The sequence below is a fragment of the Pseudomonas sp. HS6 genome, assembly GCF_023375815.1.
Lineage (GTDB): Bacteria > Pseudomonadota > Gammaproteobacteria > Pseudomonadales > Pseudomonadaceae > Aquipseudomonas.
Window position 1 is genome coordinate 2,461,874 of the sequence record NZ_CP067412.1, and the last position, 25,154, is coordinate 2,487,027.

26 protein-coding genes are annotated in these 25,154 nt (G+C 56.5%); 17 read left to right on the top strand and 9 right to left on the bottom strand.

The window, feature by feature from the left end:
• The first annotated feature begins 82 nt into the window (after window positions 1–82).
• Complete coding sequence (locus JJN09_RS11355) at window positions 83–289, top strand: hypothetical protein (RefSeq protein ID WP_249490200.1); 207 nt, start codon at window positions 83–85, stop codon at window positions 287–289.
• A gap of 43 nt (window positions 290–332) precedes the next feature.
• On the opposite strand, the gene JJN09_RS11360 is transcribed toward JJN09_RS11355, so the two are convergent.
• On the bottom strand, window positions 333–605 hold the full coding sequence (locus JJN09_RS11360; protein ID WP_249490201.1) for a hypothetical protein: 273 nt from the start codon (window positions 603–605) through the stop codon (window positions 333–335).
• A 186-nt stretch (window positions 606–791) separates the two neighbouring features.
• Complete coding sequence (locus JJN09_RS11365; protein ID WP_249490202.1) at window positions 792–1,415, bottom strand: glutathione S-transferase family protein; 624 nt, start codon at window positions 1,413–1,415, stop codon at window positions 792–794.
• A gap of 363 nt (window positions 1,416–1,778) precedes the next feature.
• Between JJN09_RS11365 and JJN09_RS11370 the strand changes: the two genes are divergently transcribed.
• Window positions 1,779–2,558 (top strand): PhzF family phenazine biosynthesis protein, encoded by a 780-nt coding sequence (locus JJN09_RS11370; RefSeq protein WP_249490203.1) that lies wholly within the window; start codon window positions 1,779–1,781, stop codon window positions 2,556–2,558.
• A gap of 94 nt (window positions 2,559–2,652) precedes the next feature.
• Here the strand turns inward: JJN09_RS11370 and JJN09_RS11375 are convergent, their stop codons facing one another.
• On the bottom strand, window positions 2,653–3,366 hold the full coding sequence (locus JJN09_RS11375; protein WP_249490204.1) for an autoinducer binding domain-containing protein: 714 nt from the start codon (window positions 3,364–3,366) through the stop codon (window positions 2,653–2,655).
• 117 nt (window positions 3,367–3,483) lie between these two features.
• Between JJN09_RS11375 and JJN09_RS11380 the strand changes: the two genes are divergently transcribed.
• From JJN09_RS11380 to JJN09_RS11430, 11 genes are all read left to right on the top strand, one after another.
• Complete coding sequence (locus JJN09_RS11380) at window positions 3,484–3,873, top strand: DUF4902 domain-containing protein (protein ID WP_249490205.1); 390 nt, start codon at window positions 3,484–3,486, stop codon at window positions 3,871–3,873.
• A 433-nt stretch (window positions 3,874–4,306) separates the two neighbouring features.
• Entirely contained in the window at window positions 4,307–4,927 is a 621-nt protein-coding gene (locus tag JJN09_RS11385) for an acyl-homoserine-lactone synthase (protein ID WP_249490206.1), read from the top strand.
• A gap of 41 nt (window positions 4,928–4,968) precedes the next feature.
• The gene (locus JJN09_RS11390) at window positions 4,969–5,745 is read left to right on the top strand and encodes a sterol desaturase family protein (RefSeq protein ID WP_249490207.1); all 777 of its coding nucleotides are present in this window, start codon (window positions 4,969–4,971) and stop codon (window positions 5,743–5,745) included.
• Between the two features lie 5 nt (window positions 5,746–5,750).
• A complete protein-coding gene (locus tag JJN09_RS11395) occupies window positions 5,751–6,923 on the top strand; it encodes a hypothetical protein (protein WP_249490208.1) in 1,173 nt (390 codons plus the stop codon).
• Window positions 6,924–6,942: 19 nt separating this feature from the next.
• Window positions 6,943–8,199: a hypothetical protein gene (locus JJN09_RS11400; protein ID WP_249490209.1), complete on the top strand. Its 1,257-nt coding sequence runs from the start codon at window positions 6,943–6,945 to the stop codon at window positions 8,197–8,199.
• 28 nt (window positions 8,200–8,227) lie between these two features.
• Entirely contained in the window at window positions 8,228–8,848 is a 621-nt protein-coding gene (locus JJN09_RS11405; RefSeq protein WP_249490210.1) for a 2OG-Fe(II) oxygenase, read from the top strand.
• 23 nt (window positions 8,849–8,871) lie between these two features.
• A complete protein-coding gene (locus JJN09_RS11410) occupies window positions 8,872–11,286 on the top strand; it encodes a penicillin acylase family protein (RefSeq protein ID WP_249490211.1) in 2,415 nt (804 codons plus the stop codon).
• Between the two features lie 12 nt (window positions 11,287–11,298).
• Complete coding sequence (locus tag JJN09_RS11415; protein ID WP_249490212.1) at window positions 11,299–12,033, top strand: hypothetical protein; 735 nt, start codon at window positions 11,299–11,301, stop codon at window positions 12,031–12,033.
• 1 nt (window position 12,034) lies between these two features.
• Entirely contained in the window at window positions 12,035–12,442 is a 408-nt protein-coding gene (locus tag JJN09_RS11420; RefSeq protein ID WP_249490213.1) for a hypothetical protein, read from the top strand.
• 73 nt (window positions 12,443–12,515) lie between these two features.
• Window positions 12,516–13,580 (top strand): hypothetical protein, encoded by a 1,065-nt coding sequence (locus tag JJN09_RS11425; protein WP_249490214.1) that lies wholly within the window; start codon window positions 12,516–12,518, stop codon window positions 13,578–13,580.
• 18 nt (window positions 13,581–13,598) lie between these two features.
• Entirely contained in the window at window positions 13,599–13,952 is a 354-nt protein-coding gene (locus tag JJN09_RS11430; protein WP_249490215.1) for a DUF1428 domain-containing protein, read from the top strand.
• A 16-nt stretch (window positions 13,953–13,968) separates the two neighbouring features.
• Here JJN09_RS11430 and JJN09_RS11435 read toward each other — a convergent pair whose 3' ends face one another.
• The gene (locus JJN09_RS11435) at window positions 13,969–14,163 is read right to left on the bottom strand and encodes a hypothetical protein (protein ID WP_249490216.1); all 195 of its coding nucleotides are present in this window, start codon (window positions 14,161–14,163) and stop codon (window positions 13,969–13,971) included.
• 107 nt (window positions 14,164–14,270) lie between these two features.
• Between JJN09_RS11435 and thpR the strand changes: the two genes are divergently transcribed.
• Window positions 14,271–14,810 carry an RNA 2',3'-cyclic phosphodiesterase gene (gene thpR / locus JJN09_RS11440; protein ID WP_249490217.1) on the top strand — a complete coding sequence of 180 codons (540 nt, stop codon included), beginning with the start codon at window positions 14,271–14,273 and terminating at the stop codon, window positions 14,808–14,810.
• A gap of 248 nt (window positions 14,811–15,058) precedes the next feature.
• On the opposite strand, the gene JJN09_RS11445 is transcribed toward thpR, so the two are convergent.
• The 5 genes from JJN09_RS11445 to JJN09_RS11465 all read right to left on the bottom strand — a co-directional run bounded on the left by JJN09_RS11445 (window position 15,059) and on the right by JJN09_RS11465 (window position 20,174).
• Window positions 15,059–16,156 carry a polyamine ABC transporter substrate-binding protein gene (locus JJN09_RS11445; RefSeq protein ID WP_249490218.1) on the bottom strand — a complete coding sequence of 366 codons (1,098 nt, stop codon included), beginning with the start codon at window positions 16,154–16,156 and terminating at the stop codon, window positions 15,059–15,061.
• Between the two features lie 102 nt (window positions 16,157–16,258).
• Entirely contained in the window at window positions 16,259–17,143 is an 885-nt protein-coding gene (locus tag JJN09_RS11450; RefSeq protein WP_011333555.1) for an ABC transporter permease subunit, read from the bottom strand.
• The gene (locus JJN09_RS11455; protein WP_249490794.1) at window positions 17,140–18,021 is read right to left on the bottom strand and encodes an ABC transporter permease subunit; all 882 of its coding nucleotides are present in this window, start codon (window positions 18,019–18,021) and stop codon (window positions 17,140–17,142) included. The genes JJN09_RS11450 and JJN09_RS11455 overlap by 4 nt, the downstream gene beginning before the upstream one ends.
• A gap of 29 nt (window positions 18,022–18,050) precedes the next feature.
• Window positions 18,051–19,193 (bottom strand): polyamine ABC transporter ATP-binding protein, encoded by a 1,143-nt coding sequence (gene potA, locus JJN09_RS11460; RefSeq protein ID WP_249490219.1) that lies wholly within the window; start codon window positions 19,191–19,193, stop codon window positions 18,051–18,053.
• A gap of 219 nt (window positions 19,194–19,412) precedes the next feature.
• A complete protein-coding gene (locus JJN09_RS11465) occupies window positions 19,413–20,174 on the bottom strand; it encodes a gamma-glutamyl-gamma-aminobutyrate hydrolase family protein (protein ID WP_102687367.1) in 762 nt (253 codons plus the stop codon).
• A 282-nt stretch (window positions 20,175–20,456) separates the two neighbouring features.
• On the opposite strand from JJN09_RS11465, the gene JJN09_RS11470 reads away from it, so the two are divergent.
• The 3 genes from JJN09_RS11470 (at window position 20,457) to JJN09_RS11480 (ending at window position 25,045) form a co-directional block, all read left to right on the top strand.
• Window positions 20,457–21,833, top strand: coding sequence for a glutamine synthetase family protein (locus JJN09_RS11470; RefSeq protein ID WP_249490220.1), 1,377 nt, complete (start codon window positions 20,457–20,459; stop codon window positions 21,831–21,833).
• A 385-nt stretch (window positions 21,834–22,218) separates the two neighbouring features.
• Complete coding sequence (locus tag JJN09_RS11475) at window positions 22,219–23,709, top strand: aldehyde dehydrogenase (RefSeq protein ID WP_249490221.1); 1,491 nt, start codon at window positions 22,219–22,221, stop codon at window positions 23,707–23,709.
• Window positions 23,710–23,761: 52 nt separating this feature from the next.
• Complete coding sequence (locus JJN09_RS11480; RefSeq protein ID WP_249490222.1) at window positions 23,762–25,045, top strand: FAD-binding oxidoreductase; 1,284 nt, start codon at window positions 23,762–23,764, stop codon at window positions 25,043–25,045.
• Window positions 25,046–25,154: the final 109 nt, after the last annotated feature.

A 25,154-nucleotide genomic window follows, 5' to 3' on the forward strand; every position in this document is an offset into this window, starting at 1 on the left:
GCGGCTGCGCGCACCGCGCCACTTCGGCGTTGGCTGCCTGGCCGTTTCCGTCGTCAAGACCTTGGTTTTAGGGAAATTCTGAATGATGCGTGCAACAACGCTGTTGTTGACTGTTTCTGCCGCTGTATTGCTGGGCGGTTGTGTGGCGGACTTTGATGATGACCACCGCCATGGCCGACATTACGACCGCGATCATGGGCGTTATTACGATCATGACCGACGCTGGGATGACCGCGATAACGACCGCCGTGACAGTCGTCGATATTACCGCGATCGGGATGATGACTGATTGAAACGAAGAGGGCGTTCCCGCAAGGGAACGCCCTCTGGCATTAAAAGTGAGCGTTCGCCCGGACGCTGGATCGCGCAGGCACGGAGGCCTCGATGTCCAGCAAATGGGTGGCGAGTATGTCGCTCAGAAAACGGAACTGATCGTTGAGGCCCACCACTTCATTGCTGAAGTGATTGCTCGCGGCGGGCATCAGCAGATCTTCGAAATCTTTGTTGAACACCAGTGCCTGCGTTTGATGCGACACGGCGTGTTGCTCGTAGTAATTGCTGCCGAACAAAGGGAAACGCACATTCAGGGCGACGTAGTGAGTCATGGCATTTCCTCCATTCGAGGATTGTCTTCGAGATGGATTCATCGTGCCTGACGGTTGGAGGCTGTGGAAGGCAATCCTCGCAATGGTCTATATCGATACCATTGATGATCGCCTTTTTCCGTTGATTCATAGACCACCGACGCTGGCACCAGCGTTTGCCGCTCTGCCAGCGCTGCGCTTATTGACTCAAGGAGTGCCGTTTCTGCCGAACAAACGGAAGCCAGGGCGTGCGCTCAAGCGATCATAGTATGCACTGACTGCCGGCAAGTCTGAGTGCGCTAGCGGTGTCTCGAACCAACGGTTCACTGACAGCCCGATCGGTATGTCCGCCAGAGAAAACTCGTCGCCGCTGACGTAGGCACCTGTCCTCTGGAGTTGTTGCTCCAGGATTGCCATGTGCGCTGCCCATTGATGAAACCCTTGCTGTAAAGCATCGGCGTCCTGGTGGGCCGCACTTTTGCGCACCAGTGACATGAATGCATAACCCCAGGACTTGTTGAGGTCCGTAGCCTGCCAGTCGATCCATTGGTCGATCCGCGCCCGATGCTGAGGGGCCGAGGGATAAAGGTGCAACGCGTTGTCGCGGTTAGCCAGGTAGCGAATGATCGTGTTCGACTCCCACAGCACGAAACCCTCATCGTTAATAACCGGCACCATTGCGTTGGGGTTCAGCGCGATGAATTCGGGGGTGTTCGTATCCCTGAAACCTGAGCCCCAGTCTTCGCGTTCAAGGACAATCTGCAGCTCTGCGCAGGTCCAGAGTACCTTGCGGACATTGATCGATGACGCCTTGCCAAATACCTGTAGCATTTTATCTCCCTATCGTGAACGACCTGGCTGAGGCATCTATGATGCCACTGGCCATTAGGTTAAACGAGCACAACGGTTAATTCGTGTTGTTTAAACATATCGATTGTCTGGACAGCGCAGTGTGTTTATAACGTTAATTGCAGTCTGTTTTTGATCGCGGGACCTCTTGATGAAATGCATGTTGAAGCGTGTATTGATGGCTATGTTTCGATGTTTGTTTGATATTCCTTTGCCTGCCCGAATGGGCGGGTGTACATCCTTGAAGCAAACGGTTTAAATTTTAGTTTCGTGTATTCGTTAAAGTTGTAAGTGGGGCGGTGCTTGTTGTCGCCGTCATCGGTATTTATTGCAGGAGCTGTATTGATGCAGATCGCTATTTTTCAAGTAGATGCGTTTGCTTCTCGACCTTTTGACGGAAACCCCGCAGCCGTTTGCCCATTGAGCGAATGGTTGCCGGACGAAAAGTTACATGCGATCGCTGCTGAAAATAACCTGTCGGAAACAGCATTCTTCGTTAAACAGGGCGATCTTTATGAATTGAGGTGGTTCACGCCTCAGGTAGAAGTCGACTTGTGTGGCCATGCGACGTTGGCGGCGGCTTGGGTCATCTTCAACAAAGTTGGAGACGATGCCCAGGTGCTGCGGTTTTCGACACGCAGCGGCGAGCTTCGAGTTCGGCGTTCCGGTACAGGATTGACGATGGATTTTCCGGCGAAAGTGCCGGTGCGTTGCGAGCCTCCGCCCGAGTTATTGCCGGCTCTCGGCTTGACCACGGCCGACGTCCTGTCCACTGACGACTTTGTTGTCGTGGTTTCAGATGAGGCAATTGTCGAGCGCCTGTCCCCAGACTTCGCCAGACTCAAGGGGTTGCCCAAGCGGGGCGTCGTGGTGACAGCCGCAAGTCAGTCGTTTGATTTTGTTTCGCGTTGGTTCGGTCCGAATGTAGGGGTAAACGAAGACCCTGTCACCGGTTCAGCTCATACATCACTTACGCCTTACTGGGCGCAGACGCTGGATAAACAGACGCTGAGCGCGCAACAAGGAGGGACCCGCAAGGGGCAGCTGCGCTGCGAGATGGCTGGAGACAGGGTGTTTATCAGCGGTGAGTCGGTGCTTTACATGGTTGGCGAAATTACCGTGTAGCGCTAATGCGTGGTATGCCGCCGGAACTGCCTTGGGGCAGGTTCTGGCGGCCTGACGATTTCTTTGCGCCGTACTCGATGTCGAGTGGTCAAACTCAATGGAGCATTCCCAATGCATAAGCTTTCATGGCGGCCTCCACTTTATTGCTGGAATGAAGCTTGCGCATGGCGTTGACCAGGTGAAATTTCACTGTCCGTTCGTCTATGGACAATATCAGCCCGGTCTCGCAATAGGTTTTACCCGTCGCCGACCACTTCAACGTTTCCACCTCCCTGGCTGTCAATGACGCACCGACTTCCGGAATGTATTCACTCGCGATGAAGTTGAGCATGGTGGAGTGCGCCAGGTGCGTGATCCACGTGAGCTTGGCTTCTTTTTCATTCAGCTCCAGCGGCGATACAGGCGTAGCGGATCTGACCAGCGAGAGCATGCCGATGGTGTCATGTTTGGCGCGTGAAGGCGTACACCAGCCATGGGAAAGTTGATAGTGTCTGGCGTCTTCCCAGAAATGTGGATTGTCCTCAAACGTGTCAGCCGACCAGCACAGGGGTTGACTCTGGGTAAGACCATGCTTGACGGTGGGGTCTACAGCGAAATAGTTTTTGCTCTTGTAGGTGTCTTCCCACTGGGGGGAATAGTTCGAGGATAAGTGAAATTTCGGGCTGGAAATGGGTAGCGGGAAACGTATGCCGAGAGAGTATTGATCGAACTCGAAAGAGCGAACAACGAAATCAAGTAGCGTGAGCAACCCTTCCTTGGATGTAACGTTCATGAACAAAGTTAAATAGTGCTCGCGCCAATCAGTCATCTTGCTTGCCAGAGTTGTGAGGTGTGAAGGGGGTGTCCAGTTTTTGGGTTGTTGATGCCGTGATGGTGATTAGTTCATCAAGGCAATAAAAATCTATAAATAATCAGGGTGATTGAAATGCAGTCGTTAGCGCCCGATCAATTGATACGTCTGTCCTATGTTGAATTGAGTAGTGTGATTTTTCAGCCCTCGCTTGCCTGGGTCGACACCTCTTTGACCGCCGAACTAAAAGAAATCGGACTGCCAGTGGCGTGTGCCGGTTACAGTGAATGGGAATCTCACGACTTTGCACCAAAACTGAGCATTGGTTGGGCTTGGTTTAAAGCCAGTTTTTCCGGGAAAGTTCTTATAGCACCGGGCGGGATTAGCTGCAACATTATGTTACGTTCATCGCGTGGTTACGATCTCGGTGTGCAGACCACCCAGGAGTTGATTCTTCTGTGGTTATCTGGGCAGCCTCTGGAGCGAACTTTGCCCGAGAGTTTGATGCGTGAATACAACGGTTAACTGCAAAGGGTGCAACCGAGAATATAGTGGTGCAACCCATTGTATTAAATTGATGCCGACCTTTGATGAATGAGAGGAAGCGGATCTGCCCTTACTGAAATGAAAAGGTGCAACCCTCTGACTCTCGGGTTCTCATTGCCTTCCCTGCGCCAGCGCGTCTGGCTCGCTGGTCGTGGCTGGATGGTCGTACTGGCCAGGCCGGCCTTTCATGACCCGCATCAATATTCTTTTTTGAATACCGTCTAAACTGGCGATTGTCATGCCCCCCCTCAGCCGACAGCGAACGCGGCGGTGGGGTTGATTAGCGGGTCGTCTATCTCGCCGTGCCGGTCTGGCGCCGTTCGCCCCGCTCATTGTCAGCTCCGCATAAGGTCCTGGCTCAAGCGCTTCGCCAGGAAGCTGCCCTTTTGGGCAGCTATTTTGTTCTGCACTCATGACTTCTAATTCAGGGAACTGGATTGGAAGCTGGTGCGGAATGTTAAATATAATAAATGGCAAAACTCAGCAACTTTCTCCTGAGCTTATTTCTGGGCTCGGTCTCTTTCGCTATAAAATATTTGTCGAAAAAATGGCATGGCCTCTGCAATGTGAGCCAGGCCTTGAATATGACGAATTTGATCGCGACGACACCCACTATGTAATTGCGCAGGACGGCAAAGGCCAAGTGTTTGGTTGCGCAAGGCTATTGTCGACAATGAACGACTATTTGCTTGAGCAAGTTTTTCCAGAGTTGATGGGCGATATTCAACTTCCCAAGTCCCCCGACATCTGGGAGCTTTCCCGTTTTGCCGTCGAGTCGGAAAATTCCGAAACCTCAAATTCGGATCATTGGTTGGATACATGCAGGCTGATGAAGCAGGTTGTCGCACTTGCCAATAAGCATAACGTCAAACGTCTGATCGCCTTTTCTGCGCTGGGTAACGAACGCTTACTCAGGCGGATGGGGGTGGATGTTCATCGCGTATCTTCTGCGCAACTCATCGACGGTAAACCAGTGCTGGCCTTCTGGGTCGAAGTTAACGAAAAAACGATCAGCGCCTTGTCGGTTTATTAAGGCGTGAGCCGAGCGGTTATAAAAATACTGAGGAATTAGCCATGATTGTTTATCTGATAGGTGTCGCGTTGGCGGTGCTTGTGCTGGAACAAATTATTCCAGGATGGAAGTTGCCGAAAGTCAGTACTTGGTTTTTTCGATCCATGACACTTAACATTGTGCAGATCGGTGTGGCGTTATTGGCCGGTGTGTCGTGGAATAAATGGATGCAGGGCCATAGCCTGTTTCATCTGTCTGAAAGCTACAGCCCATTGCTGGCAGGGTTCATTGCCTACTTCATCAATACATTCGTGACTTATTGGTGGCACCGTTGGCGTCATGCGAACAATTTCCTCTGGCGCCTGTTCCATCAAATGCATCACGCCCCACAACGCATTGAAGTGTTCACCTCGTTTTATAAACATCCTACCGAAATGGTATTCAACTCGATGCTGGGTAGCGCGGTGGCCTACGTGTTGCTGGGCATTAGCGTGGAAGCCGGTGCGTTCTATGTGATGTTTGCTGCGTTGGGCGAGATGTTCTATCACTCCAACCTTCGAACACCGCACTGGCTGGGTTACGTTTTCCAGAGACCCGAAATGCACCACGTTCATCACCAGCGTGATCGCCACGAATGCAACTACAGTGACTTTCCAATTTGGGACATGATGTTTGGGACTTTTGAAAATCCCAAGGAGAATCTTCACCCTCAAGGGTTTTCCGATAACAGGGAAAACCGGTTTGTCGACATGTTGTTGTTCAAGGACGTCCACGAAGCACCTGCGAGTATGAGTGAGTCTGTTCCTAAATCGATTGAGTCCGTTGTAAAGCATGGGTGAACGATATGTTTCTTGATATTGATTCGAGATTGAGTCGCGATCTGCTCAAGTGCATCAATTCGGGCATCCCACATGAAGCGTTGAATGTGCCAAAAGACTCGGAGTCGCTAATTGGGAAGATTGAGGATTTGCGCAATCAGTATGTTGCGTTGCGCAGGTCATTTGGCAACAAGACGCTCCCGGTTAGTAATTATCTGTTTTACATGATGCTCAAGGATAAATATTCCGAGTTTGATTTCGAGTTGCGTAATAGCAGGGCGCGGGTAGTGACCAATATTCATGTATTCAAATCCAAAGGACGCATTCCTTCTATTGCCTCCTTGCTGTTATCGGATAGTCACGTGGCGAAATCCGCGCTAGAACTCAAATATGCGACGGTGGAACACATGGCGGTATATGGGGCTGCGCTGTCCCGGTTTGTATCCGATGGCGGCTTAATGACTCCGACACGGTCAGCGGTTGAGGGGGCGGTTGCGCAGTTCCATCACTGTAAAGCGACCAGTCAGCCGTTGACTGTTGTCAGTGCGGTATGCCCGGATTATTCGTACGACCTCACTGCTGAAGGCAAACCTCGGTACACCTTTACGCATGTGGGGGATCAGCCTGGCTTGGCGGGAACCAAGCTGATCAATACCGATAACGCCTTGACTGCCTTTTCGGCGGCGATAGGTGTCGCGGTGGAGCATCGATTATTCGGTGGTGAGTTCGAATATATATCGTTCAACAAGAATGCTGGTTCATCCAGTGCGCGCGAAGCGTTTCTGGACAAGGTCAATCGGCAGCTACTGACCATTGGCAATCAGTTGACGGCACCGGCATCCGTCGGTTCTTTCTTCGAGCTGTGCGGCAATGAAAAGGGCTGGCACGACCAGCATGCAGACATCCTGGAACGGTTGCGTGCAGGCGATTATGGTCAGACCGGTCTGAGCCACGAGCAGATGAAAGAAATATTCGAAGCCAGACGTCCGCTGTATTCCAAGTGGTTTACGGGGCAAAGCGACGAAACAATATGGAATAACTTCCTGTCGCAAGCCGCCGAGTACGCGCTGATGGGGAATATTTTTATCGATAGTTACAAAAACTTCGTGGTCCTGGCTGTTGATCATTACAAGATGGAACCGTTCTATTCCTTCTTTGGGCCGGTGGCTGTTTTGTATGTGAAAACGGATTATCTATAGGCGATAGGAAGCTGCCAATATGAAGCAGGAACTTTTCAAGACACGCTATACGAAATATGGTCATGGCTTTGATGTCAGGGCTACTTATGAGCAACTGCCACTGCAAGGCTTCTGGACCTGGGTGACCGGAAAGTCGAGTAATAAAAATGCTCCGAAAGCCGCCAAGGAAACATTATTGAAGCCGTGGCAGTTGTTTCTTCAGATCAGCTGGGGTTATGCGGTTTTCTTTGCAGCAGTGCTGTTGGGCAATGAGATCCTGCAATCGCAACTTCACTGGGTAGCCAAGGTTGCGTTGTCAATCCCTCTCATGTGCATGGTGGTCAACCGCCAGCGTGGGCTGCTGCATACGTTTCACTACACGATTCACGGTGCAGGCATTGCTAACAAGAAGTTGGCAAAATTTGTCTGCAAATGGGTGCTGTCGATGCCGATTCTGCACACCCCGTGGAACAACTACATGAAGCTTCATGTGGGCGAACATCACAGCGTCAATACGTTTTGCACCGACAAAGATGTTGATCTGCAGTTCATGGCCAGCCATGGCTTTTACAAAGGCATGAGCGAAACCGAGTACTGGACAAAACTGGTGGTCGCTCCGTTTCATCCGATGCGCATTTATGAGCACATCAAATTTCGACTCGAAGTGTGTTTTGTCAACACTGACAGGCACGAAAAAGTCAGCCGTGCGATCTATTGGGCTCTGTTGCTGACTGCAGTTTATCTGTCCGGGTATTTCACTTCATTCGCTCTGTATTACCTACTGCCGATTTTACTGATCACGCAGTTTTCTTCTTGGATTCAACACGTCACTGAACACCTGTGGTTTGCCGAGAATACAACCGGGTTACCCAAGTACCTATTTTACGGGTCGCTCAGTTGGGGGCGTTTCTTTGGTCGTCCATACCCGATTGGCTATACCGGTTGGGCTTTTGCCTGGCGTGTTGTGAAGTGGGGGTTGGGCACGCTGTTCATCGATATACCGCTGCGGGTTTTTTCCTTCATGCAGGACTTGCCCAGCCATGATTTTCACCACCGCAGTCCGGGGGTGAATTTCTGGAGTATCGCGCCCGAGCGAGCGGCTAACGAGGGTCTGGTTTCCCGATTCGGTCCGATGACTGAAACCTGGAGCATGACCGAGAGCTTCCTGATCCTGCGCGATCACTTGTGCCGCAATGAAAGTGATCCGTTTGGCATTGTTACCTGGTACCAGAGCAATAAACAGCAACTTGAAACAAGGCCGGCGCGTGAAGCCGCCGCCGTTGAAGCCGCTGCCTGATAGGCAATTGATAACGAAGGAACGTGACATGAATATTGTTGAAGTTGCAAAGCGGGAACTGGCGCAGAAAGGTTCGTTTTACTCGCCTGTCAGTGAGTTTGTTTACAGTCAGCGCGACTGGGATGACATCAATGAAATCCTCGCCAGCAAGGCGCTGCCGTGGGAACAGGTGTTCATCGGTGATGCGGACGAGCTCAACGACCTGACGGTTGCTCGATTCATGACTGACGTTGAGCGGCCCAAACGTGTGAACCAGCCGCTTGCCGATCAGATGATTTCGGTGGTGTGCAACGAGAAGCTGATGCAGTTCGTCTCGGGCCTGCTCGACGGGGAAGAGTTTTATATTCGGCGGATGCAAGTCAACAAAATGAAAGATGGCTCTTTCATTGGCAAACATCTGGATGTCGACAGTAATCCCGATTATCTGTACTCGATCGTTTTGCAACTCGGCAAGGGTTTTGCCGGTGGTGAGTTCCTGATCTTTAACGAGCAAGGCGAGCAGGTGAATATGATTTACCCCGCGTTGCAATCCATCGTCATCACTGATTGCACATTCCCGCATCAGGTGGAATCGGTCACTGAAGGCGAGCGCGTATCGCTGGTGTTTTTTGTCAGCAAGCACGCAGAAAAAAATCGCCGGGTGGCGTGAATCTTCAGGGTCGGAATTTTGTCATGAAAACAATAAGTAAAACGTTACTGTTCGGTACGTTGGGTGTATTCGGTATCGGGCTGGTCGGGGTGATGTATGTGTTGCAAAACATCACCCTGTCCAATGTGTTTGCGACGGGCATTCTTAAAGTCAGCCAGGGACTTTCTGACAAAGGCACCATTGCCTGGGATGCCAACGCCGTTCCGCACATCAAGGCGGCAAATGACCGAGATGCTTATTTTTTGCTGGGCTACAGCCATGCCAGAGATCGGTTGTGGCAGATGCAATTCAGTAAAAACTACGCCAATGGCACGCTCTCGGAAACCTTCGGTTCGAAAACCCTGGAGATGGATAAATTTTCCAGAACCCTGGGCTTCAGAAAGACCGCGGATTCGATCTATCAACAGTTGAATCCGGATACACGGGATGTGCTGCAGAGCTACAGCGACGGAGTGAATTACTTCATCGATAAATTCTCTGACCGGCTCCCGGTGGAATTCGCCCTGACCCGTTCTGCGCCGCCGAAACACTGGCAACCTTCTGACTCGGTTGCGTTGCACTTATTGTTTTCATGGACGTTGAGTTCCAACCTGGGCATGCAGTTGCAGCGCCTGTCATTGTCGAAAGATTTGACGGTCGAGCAAATCAACGAAGTGTTCGCTCCTTATCCGGGAAGTGCCGCAGTGAAAACCCGGGATTATGCGGCGCTGTACCGAACGCTTGATGTTGCCGATACCGGAATGGCACTGCTGGACAAGCTGCCGCCTTCGAATGTCGAGGGCGTGGGGTCCAATAACTGGGTCATCAGTGGTGAGCATACGGCTTCAGGCAAACCGATTCTGGCGAACGATCCGCACCTGCGCCTGACCAATCCTGCGCTGTTTTATCTGGCATCTATCGAAACGGCGCAATCTTCATTGGTGGGCGCCACGTATGCCGGTGCGCCGCTGTTCGTGATCGGGCACAACAAAAAAATCGCGTGGGGCTATACCAACACTGGTTCGTCCGTCCAGGACGCCTACCTGGAGAAAGTAAACCCCGACGATGTCAATCTTTACCTCGGCTCTGACTCGACCTGGCAGCCATTTCAAGTCGCTGAAGAGACGATCAATGTCAAAGGCGAGGAGCCGGTCAGGCTCGCTGTTCGTACCACCCGGCACGGTCCGGTTATCAGCGACATCTACCCGGCTGCGCAGCAGGCACTCAAAGGCAAGAAATCAGTAGTCATCGCGCTGGCCTGGACAGGGCTGGACACCCGCGACAAAACCTTCGACAGCATTTTGGGGATCAACCGTTCCGAAAACTGGCAGCAGTTTTTGAGCGCTTCTGCCGATTTTGGCTTGCCCCCTCAGAACATGGTTTACGGCGATACCGCCGGCAATATTGGCTATGTTTCGGCCGGTCGGGTACCGGTGAAGGCACAGGACAATGACCTCTTGGGACAAGGTCCTGCGCCAGGCTGGGAGGGTAAATACGACTGGACAGGCTATGTTCCGGAATCGGCGAAGCCCAAGCAGTTCAATCCGTCGAGCGGCTACATTGCAACGGCCAATAACCGCATTGTCCCGGATAATTACGCATTCAATTTCGGTCACGATTGGGTGCTGCCTTATCGCTATGATCGAATCATGCAATTGTTGAAGGCGCACGCGCCGCATACGGTGCAAACGTCTGCCGATATTCAGCTGGATCGTTATTCAACCTCGATGTCCGATCTCCTGCCGAAAATGATGGCGCCGCTCGAGAACCGGCCGGCGATCGGCAATGAATTGAGTATTCTCAAGGCGTGGCGGTTTGACTCCGATCCCGACTCTGCAGCGCCATTGATTGCAGCGTATTGGGTGAAGAACTTCACGCAGGCGTTGCTGGAGCCGAAAATCGGCAAGGAGCTACTGGCCGCTGGCTGGAACCAACGCAACTATGATGCGTTTCTGAATTTGCTGTTGAGTAAACAAGCAGATCAGAACTTCTGGTGTGGTGCCGCGGATTGCCAGCGCCTGCTGGAGGAGTCCTTGGTCGCCTCGCTGGGTCAGATCAAGGAAAAATACGGCGATCAGGTCAGCCGCTGGCATTGGGGGCAAGCGCATCAAGCGGTCTCCGAGCATGTACCTCTGCACAAGAGCCCTGCGGCATGGTTTTTCGATAATCATAATGTCGTGGGCGGTGATAATTTCACGGTCAATGTCGGTCGATACAACTACAGCGATCCGGTGAATCCGTTCAATACAAACATTGCCGCGACGTTCAGAATGGTCGCCGATCTGTCTGATCTTGATAACTCAAGTTACATCCTCTCGTCCTCCAATACTGGGATCAAGTTCAATGGCTATGTCGATATGAACAGGCTCTGGGGGCGGGGTGACTATGTGAAAATTCCGGCGTCCCGGCAGATGTCTGAAAGCCATGCGCTCAGGTTTTATCCAGATAACAAATTTTAAAAAGGGTGATATATGTCCGATGTAAAAGTTGGTGCGGATTGGGATCTGGATTATTCGGTAACCGGTCGTAACTTTCCCGAAAGTTTCAAAACCAAGATTGTCGCCGATCTGCAACAGGGTATGCCGGATTATGATGTGAATCAGTACTTCGGCAACCAGCCCGGGATTTTCGATATATATGAGCATCTGGCGCTGGCGATTGACTCGGCGACGGAGAAGGTCGTCGGAATCATTGGGGCGAAGAGCATTCCCTTCGGCTCTTCATCGTTTCTGTATCTGTGGACGGCGATGATTGCCGATGATTGCCGCGGTTCTTCGTTATTCAAAAAACTCAACCAGTTTTTTCTGAAGAACGTCATACAGCAGATCGGCTTGCCTAAACTGATAGTGGCCAAAACTTATAATCCCGTGGTCTACAACATGTTCCGGGTTATGTCTTCAAGGGTGCCATCAGCACGGTTTTACCCGGATTTGCGACAGGATACTCAGCCATCAGATATGTCGGCGCTGGCGGTCGAGATTGTTCAGGCCCTGTCCAAGGACCTGGTGCTGGACGTCAACACCGGGGTTATTCCTGGTGGGCAGAGTTCAGTCGCGCCAAACTTCTTCCCGAAAATGGACATGTCCAGTGATGACGTGACGAATGCCCACTTCATCAAACATGTCGGGTACTCGGACCAAGTGTTGTGCCTGGTTCTGCTACAGCCGAACTCGGAAGGTTTCATCCAAGATAAAATCATTCGCTGATATGCGCGTCACTCGCCTTTCTCTCTTGCTCTCGGCACTGCCAGCCGCCATTTTCTATGGCGCGCTGGCGGCGGCTGCCAATAGCGGGCACGGTGCTCGGGCCGCTACGCAGGCTTCGGTTGTCCAGGCACTGGTCAGTTACGCATCGACGCTTGTTGCCCTGTCGCTGATGTTCAGGCTGGCGAATCTGCTGAGCGGCTACAGTGCTGTCATCCGCCGCAGTCTCGTGCCGTTAACGATCGTCAGTGTGTTCAGTTCGCTCTCGATCATCATCCATTTGACGGCAGACACGCCCAATGTGCTGTTGACGGTTGCCCCTTCATTCTTCATCGGTTGGGTCTATTTCACGGTCGTCTATTGGCTCAAGGACTCCAGCCGGACGGTGTCCGACACTGGTGATTCGCTGTAGGCACCTATACTGCACATTGCACATCGGAGAACACCCGGCACAGTGTTCGGCAGTGTTATGGGACATCGTTATCTTGAGTTCGCGCTCGTTGATCGTCGTCGCGATTCTGGCTTTGGCGGGGTGCGTCAGCCCCGTTCATGCCCCGCAGACACCGGTCGCCGTCCCCGTTTCCGCCGCGACCTGGCAGCTGGTGGACAAGGAACTTGTCAGCGCTTCGCAACAAGCTACCGAACAGGTCAAAGTGTTCGCCCGTGGTTCGATGGAACATTGGCGCACTCGCGTCTATGAGCAAACTGAAGAAAAATTCATCCCGTGGTTCAGCAGTTACTGGACCCAGGAATGGCTGTCGATGAAGGTCAGCTGGTACACCCTCAACGCCGGCGGCGAGCAGGATGCTTCGTCCAAACGCCTGGCCGAGTATTTGCTGGAACAATATCAGCAGCGGGTGCTGGCGCCGGTGGCGGTGGAGATCGACCCGGACGCGATCCTCGCGCAGTCCACCGGGTACTACGCGCAACTGATGGCCCAGCAGATACCGGTCATCGCCCAGCGCCATGGCATACCGATCGCCCAGCTCAACGGGCACTTGCAGAAAATTCCCGCCATTGCCCTCGGCCCGCCGCCGGCCCGGGATGCCTCGCTGTACCAGATCGTCAGCACTGAACCGCTGAACACCTTGCCGGCCTATGCGGCGCTGATCGACAAGATCCACACCGACGGCGGCGCCAAGGGCATTGCCTCGACCGACGCCGGCATGGCCCCGGTGGCTAAACGTGCCAGTCAGCGCATGGAAGCGGAAATGGCTCCGCGGGGCGCCGCCAGCGCGGTGGCGGCTGCCGCCGGCAAACTCGTTGGCGGGCTGATTTCAGTGGGCGTGGCCGGCATTCGCGCCATCATCCAGGCCAGCGACCGCCCCGACAGCGAAGCGCTGATCCGCAGTAGTCTGGGCAACACTTTCGACAAGGCCTGGTTGAAATTGGTGCAGAACCCTAAGACCGGCGTGATGGCCGGCACGCTGCACATGGCGGCGCAGATCGAAGGCAATCTGGGCGGGGGCGAGGAACCGTCGGTCGGGTTGGGCGCCAATCCTGTCGAATGGCGGCCGCCTGAGTCGACTACTCAGCAGATCGACCCCTAAACCCGCAGGAGAACGACCATGGCTTACATTGATGTTTTTGTCGCACCCGTGCCGAACGCCAACCGCGAACAGTACAGAAAACACTGTGAAATCGCCGAGAAACTGTTCAAGGAATATGGCGCGCTGGATGTGGTTCAAGGCTGGGGCGATGACGTGCCGGACGGCAAGGTCACTTCATTCCCGATGGCCGTAAAACTCAAAGAGGGCGAAAGCGTGTCGGCTGGCTGGCTGGTCTGGCCAGACAAGGCCACCCGCGATGCCGGCATGGCGAAAATGATGGAAGACCCGCGCATGCAGCCGGACGTCAATCCGATGCCGTTCGATGGGCAGCGGATGATCTTCGGTGGCTTCAAGAACATTCTCGAGTCCTGATGCCAGCGCTGCCGGATCACTCCGCCGACGGGGTGATCCGGCAGCCTTTGCGGTTGCGAATCTGCTCGTCCGTCGGCCGCTCGCGAACAAACTCGAAACGCGGCTCACCCTCGCTGTAATGCACCAGCCAGCCCCATTCCAGCTCGTGTTCATCCTGCCCGGGATTTGGCGGTCGGGCCCACCAGGGTTCTTTACTGAGGATCTCGCGCATGACGTCCTCCGGTTGATGGCAATCGTTGAACTATAAACCCCACACCAGGAGTCGCCAGGAATGGCCGTGTAGAATCGACGGATCGACATCGACAAGGGAGCGGGGCCATGACGGATGACAAACACGGCGAACAACCGTTCAAGCGGCTGTTCTTTGCCCTGGACTGTCCGCCGGCGCAGCGCAAGGCGATTGCCCAGTGGCGCAGCGAACTGGGGTTGCGTACCGGCAAACCGGTGCCGGCGGACAACTTTCACCTGACGCTGCTGTTTCTCGGCGCGGTGCCGTTGGCGCAGATTGGCGAAGTCTGTGAGGCAGCGTCCAAGGTGCGTACGCCGGGTGAGGCGCTGAGGGTTTCGCTGGATCGGTTGCAGGTCTGGCATCGTGCCGGGGTGTTGTCGCTGGCACCGGAGCAGGCACCGCCGGGATTGCTGCGGCTGGTGTATGCGCTGGAGCAGGCGATGTTGCCGTTCGGGTTTGAAGAGGCGACGCGTGAGTATCGCCCGCACCTGACACTGGCCCGGGACTATCGGGCGCCGGAGCCGGAATCTGCCACGCCACCGGAGTTTTTTCTGCGGGCCGAGCGTTTTGCGCTGTTCGAATCCCACAAGGGCCGTTACCGCGCGCTGGCCGATTGGCCGCTGATCTGAGCCCACAAAAAAAGGCGCCCGAGGGCGCCTGAATTCACCTGAACCGAGGAAGCCAGGTGAGGCCGTTCAGAGCAGGGGGCAGCGGTGGTAAGGCGCTGCGTGAACGGAAAACATGAATTCTTTAAACGCACCCCAGACCCTGTGGGAGCTAGCTTGCTAGCGATGAGGCCGACACATTCAGCATCTACGTAGCCTGACACTCCGCCATCGCTAGCAAGCTAGCTCCCACATGGGACAAGGTGTTTCAGTTACTTACCGAGCTTCACGCGGGTCCAGCCCCGGGTCATGATCCGTTGCGTGGCAATCGGCTGATCCGGCACTGCATACAGCGTGGCCATCACCGCTTGCGACGGGTACGAGCCCGGGTCGTTGCGGATCGCTTCGTCCACCAGCGGCGTCGCCGCCGAGTTGGCGTTGCTGTAACCGTTGCTGTTGGTGATCTCGGCGATGATGTCCGGACGCATCAGGAAGTCCATGAACAGGTAAGCGTTCTCGACGTTCGCTGCATCGCGCGGGATGGCGACCATGTCGTAGAAGCTGCCGGCACCTTCCTTGGGAATGCTGTAGTCGATCACCACGTTGTTGCCCGATTCCACCGCGCGGGCTTTGGCCTGCAAAACGTCACCGGAGTAACCGACCGCCACGCAGATGTTGCCGTTGGCCAGGTCCGAGATGTATTTCGAAGAGTGGAAGTACGCCACGTTCGGGCGAATCTTCATGAACAGCGCCTCGGCTTCCTTGATGTGCGCGGTGTCCTTGTCGTTCACCGGGTAACCCAGATAGTGCAGGGCAGCCGGGATCATTTCGGTCGGCGAATCGAGGAAGCTGATGCCGCAAGCTTTCAGCTTCTCGGCGTTCTCCGGTTTGAACAGCAGGTCCCAGGAGTTGGTCGGCGCATTCTTGCCGAGCACTTCCTTGACCTTGGCCGGGTTGAAACCGATGCCGATCGAGCCCCACATGTACGGGAACGCATGGGCGTTGTCCGGATCACTGGCGGAGGCGTTTTTCAGCAGCACCGGGTTGAGGTTTTTCCAGTTTGGCAGCTTCGATTTGTCCAGGGTCTGATAGACCCCGGCCTTGATCTGCTTGGCCAGGAAACTGTTGGACGGCACCACGAGGTCGTAGCCGGATTTACCCGCGAGCAGACGCGCTTCGAGGGTTTCGTTGCTGTCGAACACGTCATAGGTCACGCGGATGCCGGTCTCGTCCTCGAACTTCTTGACGGTGTCCGGGGCGATGTAGTCCGACCAGTTGTAAACGCGCAGCACCTTGTCGTTGGCCTGGGCGCCCGTGGCGATTGCGCCCAATAAGGACAGTGTCAGCAGAGTCCTGCCAAACATTTTCATCGGTACAACTCCATTCTTTTTATTCAAAAGCTTTATTCAAAAACACAAAGCGGAATTTCAGTGAATCGGTGGCGGGGGAGAGGCTCCCTCGCCACCCGGTACTCAGGCCGTCGCTGCCACTCGTTGAGGTTGCGGTTGCTGCCACGATTCGTTGGCGGTCTGATCCATCGCTTCCTGAATCGCACGCTTGCGGTTGGCTTCTGCCTTGCGGCCGAAATACCAGACGAGGAAGGTCACCAGCGACACCGCCAGCAGAATCAGGCTGGCCACGGCGTTGATCTCGGGTTTCACGCCCAGACGCACGGCCGAGAACACTTCCATCGGCAAGGTGGTGGAGCCAGGGCCCGACACGAAGCTTGCCAACACCAGGTCATCCAGCGACAGGGCGAACGACATCATGCCGCCCGCCGCCAGCGACGGAGCGATCATCGGGATGGTGATCAGGAAAAACACCTTGAACGGTTTCGCGCCCAGATCCATCGCCGCTTCTTCGATCGACAGGTCCAGCTCACGCAAGCGGGCGGAGACTACCACCGCCACATAAGCGGCACAAAACGTGGTGTGGGCGATCCAGATCGTGACGATGCCACGCTCCTGCGGCCAGCCGATCAGTTGCGCCATCGCCACGAACAGCAGCAACAGCGACAGACCGGTGATCACCTCAGGCATTACCAGCGGCGCGGTGACCAGACCGCCGAACAACGTACGGCCCTTGAAGCGAGTCACGCGGGTCAGTACGAAAGCGGCGAGAGTGCCCAACGCCACGGCGGCAATCGCTGTGTAGCAGGCGATTTCCAGCGAGCGCACCACCGAGCCCATCAGTTGCGTGTTGTCGAGCAGGCCGACGTACCACTTCACCGACCAGCCGCCCCAGACCGTCACCAGTTTCGAGGCGTTGAACGAGTAGATCACCAGAATCAGCATCGGCAGATAGATGAACATCAGGCCGAAGATCAGCATGAACTTTGAAAATCCGAAGCGTTTCATCCCCGTGCCTCCATCTCTTTGGCCTGGCTGCGGTTGAACAGCAGAATCGGCACAATCAGGATCAACAGCATCACCACCGCCAGGGCGGACGCCACCGGCCAGTCGCGGTTATTGAAGAACTCTTGCCACAGCACGCGACCGATCATCAGGGTCTCCGGGCCACCCAGCAGTTCCGGAATCACGAACTCGCCCACCACCGGAATGAACACCAGCATGCAGCCGGCGATGATGCCGTTCTTGGCCAGCGGCACGGTGATTTTCCAGAAGTTGTTGAAGTTGCTCGAACCCAGGTCGGACGCGGCTTCCAGCAGGCTGCCGTCGTGCTTCACCAGGTTGGCGTAGAGCGGCAGCACCATGAACGGCAGGTAGGCGTAGACCACGCCGATATACACGGCCGTGTTGGTGTTGAGGATCTCGATCGGGTGATCGGTGAGCCCGGTCCACATCAGAAACGCGTTGAGCAGACCGTTGTTGCTGAGGATGCCCATCCACGCGTAAACGCGGATCAGGATCGCGGTCCAGGTCGGCATCATGATCAACAGCAGCAGGACGTTTTGCGCTTCCTTGCTGGCCTTGGTGATCGCGTAAGCCATCGGGAAACCGATCACCAGGCACATCAGCGTGCTCAGTGCCGCGACCTTCAGCGAACCGAGGTAGGCCGACAGGTACAGCTCGTCTTCGCCGAGCATGGTGTAGTTGCCGATGTTCAGGAACAGCTGGAATTTCTGTTCGGCGTAGGTGTAGATCTCGGTGTACGGCGGGATCGACAGCGCGGCTTCCGAGAAGCTGATCTTCATCACCAGGAAAAACGGCAGCATGAAGAACAGGAACAGCCAGATGAACGGAATGCCGATCACCAGTTTTCGCCCGCTGGGCACCAGGCGCAGGAATTGCTGATTGAAGGTTCTCATGAGCGCAGTACCACGCCGCTGTCGTCTTCCCACCAGACGTAGACCTTGTCGTCCCAGGTCGGACGCGCGCCACGGCGTTCGGCGTTGGCCATGAACGACTGGACGATCTTGCCGCTCGGCAATTCAACGTAGAACACCGAGTGGCCGCCGAGGTAGGCAATGTCATGCACTTTGCCTTCGGACCAGTTGTAGCGGGTCTCTGGCTTGATGGTGCTGACGAGCATTTTTTCCGGGCGGATCGCGTAGGTGATCGACTTGTCCTGCACCGAGGTGCTGACGCCATGACCGACGTAGATCTTTTGCTGCAAGTCCGGGCTGTGAATGATCGCGTGACCTTCAAGGTCCTCGACCACGGTGCCGTCGAAGGCGTTCACGTTGCCGATGAATTCGCAGACCATGCGGCTGACCGGTGCTTCATAGATGTCGACCGGGCTGCCGATCTGGGCGATCCAGCCCAGGTGCATGATCGCGATGCGCTCGGCCATGGTCATGGCCTCTTCCTGGTCGTGGGTCACCATCACGCAGGTCACGCCGACGCGCTCGATGATCTCAACCAGCTCAAGCTGCATTTGCGAGCGCAGCTTTTTATCCAGTGCGCCCATCGGTTCGTCGAGCAGCAACAGCTTCGGACGCTTCGCCAGGGAGCGGGCGAGGGCCACGCGCTGACGCTGGCCGCCGGACAGTTGATGCGGGCGGCGCTTGGCGTATTGGGTCATGTGTACGAGACGCAGCATCTCTTCGACGCGGGCGTCGATTTCGCTGGCCGGCAAACGGTCCTGCTTGAGGCCGAAGGCGATGTTCTGCGCGACAGTCATGTGCGGGAACAGGGCGTAGGACTGGAACATCATGTTGATCGGCCGCTCGTACGGCGGCATGTCGGTGATGTCGACACCGTCGAGCAGAATGCGTCCTTCAGTCGGCCGTTCGAAACCGGCGAGCATGCGCAGCAGGGTCGATTTGCCCGAGCCGGAGCCGCCGAGCAGGGCGAAGATTTCGCCCTGATGGATCTCCAGGGACACATCGTCTACCGCAGTGGTTTCGTCGAACTTCTTGGTGACTCGATCGATTTTCACCAGAACCTTTTTCGGTTGCTGATGACCTTCAAGAGCCTTCCTGTAAGTGCTGGAGGCGTTTGCCATGTGAAACTCCCAACAGGTTTCAGTCGCCGGGCCAACGCGGCCTGGCTTAAGAGTGGATTGCAGACCCGCACCGTGCGGGTTGTTCGGCGCCGCCGTCCTGGCTGCCGGGTGGTGCTTTTTGTTTTCGCGGTGTGTTGCTGATCGCGGATGACGGATGCGCAGGTGCGCAGCCGCCGACCCCGCGGGGGCAGTAAACGGTTTTGCAATCGTTGGGTGGCGTCAGCGCTGGTTGCGTCGCGCCGCTCGTTGCCGGCAAGCCTCGCCGAACGCCTGGAAAATCCGCAGGTAGTTCGGGTTGTCCAGCACCTGCCATTCCGGGTGCCATTGCACGCCGAGGGCAAAGGTCGGGCTGTGCTCCACCGAGACCGCCTCGATCAGGCCATCCGGCGCCACGGCTTCGGCGCGCAGGCCGGGAGCGAGGCGGTCGATGCCCTGACTGTGAATCGAGTTGACCTGGAATTCACCCGGCAGCTCCAGCGCTTCGAACACGCCACCGGGCAGCACCGTCACGGCGTGGGCCGGGGCGTACTGCACGGCGACATCCGGGCTGTCGGCTTCGCGGTGATCGAGCATGCCCGGCAGCTCATGCACCTTCTGGTGCAGGCTGCCGCCGAACGCCACGTTCATTTCCTGGAAACCGCGGCAGATGCCGAGTACCGGAACGCCCGCCGCGATGGCTGCACGTAATAAAGGAAGGGTGGTGGCATCCCGCGCCGGATCGTGATCCGTGCCGGGAGCGCTGTCCGGGCCCTGATAGTGGAAAGGTTCCACGTTGGACGGCGAGCCGGTCAGCAACAGACCGTCGAGCTGACCCAGCAGGTCTTCGATTTCAGTCAGTTTGCCAAGGGAAGGAATGACGACGGGCAACCCCAGCGCCGCAACGCTGACAGCGCGAACGTACTTGTCGCCGCTGATGTGATAGGGGTGCAGGCCAATCTGTTTGACGCACGCAGTAACGCCGATCAATGGCTTGAATGCCATTTTTATTCACCTCGAAGTTTGACACTTGAACGAGCTTTTCCGGAGCTTAGCCTCGTTGATTTTAATTAACAACTCCCATGTAAAAAATTCTAAACGCCGTTCATCAAATCTTCATGATTCCCGGGCCTCTGGCGCCTGCATTGGCACGTGAGTGTTAAAAAAAGCCCGAAAAATAAACGCTGAGCGGCCATGTGTTCGCTATTGACTTCACTTTGCCGTTCGGGTTGACTGGCTCGGCGAAACAGCAGTGAACATAATAATTAACAGCTAAATAGGTGCATCATGTCGGTCCCTCTGCGTGCCGTTCAACTCAACGAAGCAAACGCATTCCTTAAGAAACATCCTGAGGTTTTGTACGTCGACCTTCTGATTGCAGACATGAACGGTGTGGTGCGCGGCAAGCGCATCGAGCGCACCAGTCTTCATAAGGTTTACGAGAAAGGCATCAACCTGCCGGCCTCGCTCTTTGCCCTCGACATCAATGGCTCCACGGTGGAAAGCACCGGTCTGGGCCTGGACATCGGCGACTCCGACCGGATCTGCTACCCGATCCCTGGCACCCTCAGCATCGAGCCTTGGCAGAAGCGCCCGACCGCCCAACTGCTGATGACCATGCACGAACTGGAGGGCGAGCCGTTCTTCGCCGACCCGCGTGAAGTGTTGGCCAACGTGGTGCGCAAGTTCGACGAAATGGGCCTGACCATCTGCGCCGCGTTCGAGCTTGAGTTCTACCTGATCGACCAGGACAACGTGAACGGCCGTCCGCAATCGCCGCGTTCGCCGGTTTCGGGCAAGCGTCCGGTGTCGACCCAGGTCTACCTGATCGATGACCTCGACGAATACGTCGACTGCCTGCAAGACATCCTCGAAGGCGCGAAAGAGCAGGGCATTCCTGCCGACGCCATCGTCAAGGAAAGCGCCCCGGCGCAGTTCGAAGTCAACCTGCACCACGTGTCCGACCCGATCAAGGCGTGCGACTACGCCGTCCTGCTCAAGCGTCTGGTGAAGAACATCGCCTACGACCACGAAATGGACACCACCTTCATGGCCAAGCCGTATCCGGGCCAGGCGGGCAACGGTCTGCACGTGCACATTTCGATCCTGGACAAAGAAGGCAACAACATCTTCGCCAGCGAGGATCCCGAGCAGAACGCCGCGCTGCGCCACGCGATCGGCGGTGTGCTGGAGACCCTGCCTGCGCAAATGGCCTTCCTGTGCCCGAACGTCAACTCGTATCGCCGCTTCGGCGCACAGTTCTACGTGCCGAACTCGCCGAGCTGGGGCATCGACAACCGCACCGTGGCCGTCCGTGTGCCAACCGGTTCGGCAGACTCCGTGCGCATCGAGCATCGTGTCGCCGGCGCCGACGCCAACCCGTACCTGCTGATGGCTTCGGTGCTGGCCGGTATTCACCACGGGCTGACCAACCAGATCGAACCGGGCGCCCCGGTTGAAGGCAACAGCTACGAGCAGAACGAACAGAGCCTGCCGAACAACCTGCGCGACGCCCTGCGTGAGCTGGACGACAGCGAAGTCATGGCCCGCTACATCGACCCGCTGTACATCGATGTGTTCGTCGCGTGCAAGGAAAGCGAGCTGGCCGAGTTCGAAAACTCGATCTCTGACCTTGAGTACAACTGGTATCTGCATACGGTTTGAGGCCTTCAAAAGCCCCTCACCCTAACCCTCTCCCAAGGGGAGAGGGGACTGATCCGGGGATGCTCGGGAAATACGCCGACCTGAACGATTTTTACCGAATCCATATTCGACTTGGTCGTTCAGGTCGGTGCATCTCCCGAGACACTTCGGTCGGTTCCCCTCTACCTCTGGGAGAGGGGACTGACCCGGGGATGCTCGGGAAATATGCCGACCTGAACGATTTTTACCGAATCCATATTCGACTCGGTCGTTCAAGTCGGTGCATCTCCCGAGACACTTCGGTCGGTCCCCTCTCCCCCCGGGAGAGGGCTAGGGTGAGGGCTGCCATCTCAAGCCGAACACATACACCAGACACCCCCAAATTCCCCCGCGTCGAGCCACCACCATGACAACGACCCGCAACGACTGGGAACAACGCTTCCAGTCCCTGACCATCGAATCCCGCGCCTTCATCAACGGTGAATACCGCCCGGCCATCAGCGGCGACACCTTCGAATGCCTGAGCCCCGTCGACGGCCGTTTCCTGGCCTCCGTCGCCAGCACCGATGAAGCCGACGCCAACCTCGCCGTCGAAGCCGCGCGCCAATCCTTCAACTCCGGCGTGTGGGCGAACAAGGCCCCGGCCGAGCGCAAGCGCATCCTGATCCGCTTCGCCGATCTGATCCTGCAACATCAGGAAGAACTGGCGCTGCTCGAAACCCTCGACATGGGCAAACCGATCAGCGACTCGATGAGCATCGACATCCCGGCGACCGCCAACGCGATCCGCTGGAGCGCCGAAGCGATCGACAAGATCTACGACGAAGTCGCCGCCACCCCGCACGATCAACTCGGTCTGGTAACCCGCGAGCCATCCGGCGTGGTTGCGGCCATCGTGCCGTGGAACTTCCCGCTGATCATGGCCAGCTGGAAATTCGCCCCGGCGCTGGCGGCAGGTAACTCGTTCATTCTCAAACCTTCGGAAAAATCCCCGCTGACCGCGATCCGCATCGCCCAGCTTGGACTGGATGCCGGCATTCCGAAAGGCGTGTTCAACGTCCTGCCAGGCTTCGGCCACACCGTCGGCAAGGCGCTGGCGCTGCACATGGACGTCGACGTGCTGGCCTTCACTGGCTCCACCGCGATTGCCAAGCAACTGATGATTTATGCCGGCCAAAGCAACATGAAACGCGTCTGGCTCGAAGCAGGGGGCAAGAGCCCGAACGTGGTGTTTGCCGACGCACCGGACTTGCGCGCGGCAGCACAAGCGGCGGCCGGCGCCATTGCGTTCAACCAGGGCGAAGTCTGCACTGCCGGCTCGCGCCTGCTGGTGGAGCGTTCGATCCGCGAACAATTCATCCCGCTACTGGTAGAAGCGCTGCAAGCGTGGAAGCCGGGTCACGCCCTGGACCCTGCGACCACCGTCGGCGCCGTGGTCGATCAGCGTCAACTGGACAACGTGCTGCGCTACATCAACATCGGCCGGGAGCAGGGCGCCGAACTGATCGCCGGCGGTCACCGCACCCTCGAAGAAACCGGCGGCAGCTACGTCGAGCCGACGATTTTCGACGGTGTGACCAACGCCATGACCATCGCCCGCGAAGAAATCTTCGGCCCGGTGCTGTCGCTGATCACCTTCGACACTGTCGAGGAAGCGCTGCACATCGCCAACGACAGCATCTTCGGCCTTGCCGCCGGGGTCTGGACCAGCAACCTGAGCAAGGCCCACACCTTCGCCCGTGGTCTGCGCGCCGGCAGCGTGTGGGTCAACCAGTACGACGGCGGCGACATGACCGCGCCGTTCGGTGGCTTCAAACAGTCGGGCAACGGTCGCGACAAATCGCTGCACGCGTTCGACAAGTACACCGAGCTGAAAGCGACCTGGATCAAGCTCTGACTCTTTTACAGCGGTGGTCGCCTGCAACCGGCGACCCTCGGAGAATAAAAAAATGAAACAACAACACGTGAACAGCTACTACGCCGCCACCCGCAATGAAGTGATCGATTTCCCGATCCTCGAAGAGTCGGTGGAGTGCGATGTCTGCATCATCGGCGCCGGCTACACCGGCCTGTCCTCGGCGCTGTTCCTGAGCGAAGCCGGCTACAAGGTAACGGTGCTGGAAGCAGCGAAAGTCGGCTACGGCGCCAGCGGTCGCAATGGCGGTCAACTGGTCAACTCCTACAGCCGCGACGTCGACGTGATCGAACAGCGCTACGGCGACAAGACTGCGGAAATCCTCGGAAGCATGATCTTCGAAGGCGCCGACATCATCCGTTCGCGCATCAAGGAATACGACATCAAGTGCGACTACCGCCCGGGCGGCATTTTCGCAGCGATGAACAAGAAGCAGCTCAACGGCCTCGCCGAACAAAAACGTAGCTGGGAACGTTACGGCAATAAAAACCTGAAGATGCTCGACGCTGCGGACATCCGCCGCGAAGTCGGCTCGGACGCCTACGTCGGCGGTCTGCTGGACATGCAGGGCGGCCACATCCACCCGCTGAACCTGGCTCTCGGAGAAGCCGCCGCGATCGTGCGTCTGGGCGGCAAGATCTACGAGCAGTCCGCTGCGGTGGAAATCAAATACGGCGAGCCCAACGTTGTGCGCACCGCCAAAGGCCAGGTTCGCGCCAAGTACCTGCTGATCGCCGGCAATGCCTACCTGCCACAAGGCCTCGACAACCGCGTGACCGCCAAGAGCATGCCGTGCGGCTCGCAGATCTGCGTCACCGAACCGTTGACCGAGAAACAGGCCCGCAGCCTGATCACCAACAATTACTGCGTCGAAGACTGCAACTACCTGCTCGACTACTACCGCCTCACCGCCGACAACCGTCTGCTCTACGGCGGCGGCGTGGTCTACGGCGCCCGTGAACCGGACGACATCGAAACCCTGATCCGCCCGAAGATCCTCAAGACCTTCCCGCAGCTCAAGGACGTGAAAATCGACTACCGCTGGACCGGTAACTTCCTGTTGACCATGTCGCGCATGCCGCAATTCGGGCGCATCGAGAAAAACGCCTACTACATGCAGGGCTACAGCGGGCACGGCGTCACTTGCTCGCACCTGGCCGGCAAACTGATCTCGGAAATGATCCGTGGCGACGCCGAACGCTTCGACGCCTTCGCCTCGCTTCCGCACATGCCAATGCTCGGCGGCCGCACCTTCTCCGCGCCGCTGACCGCCCTCGGTGCCGTGTACTACTCGCTGCGCGACCGTTTCGGTATCTAAGTTACCTCCCCGGCGGTGGCCCCGCACAGGCGCCGCCGGCTTTTACACCGTGCAAGCAGCACCACAAAACCTGTGGGAGCTGCGGTGCGACGATTCGACTTGCCAGCGA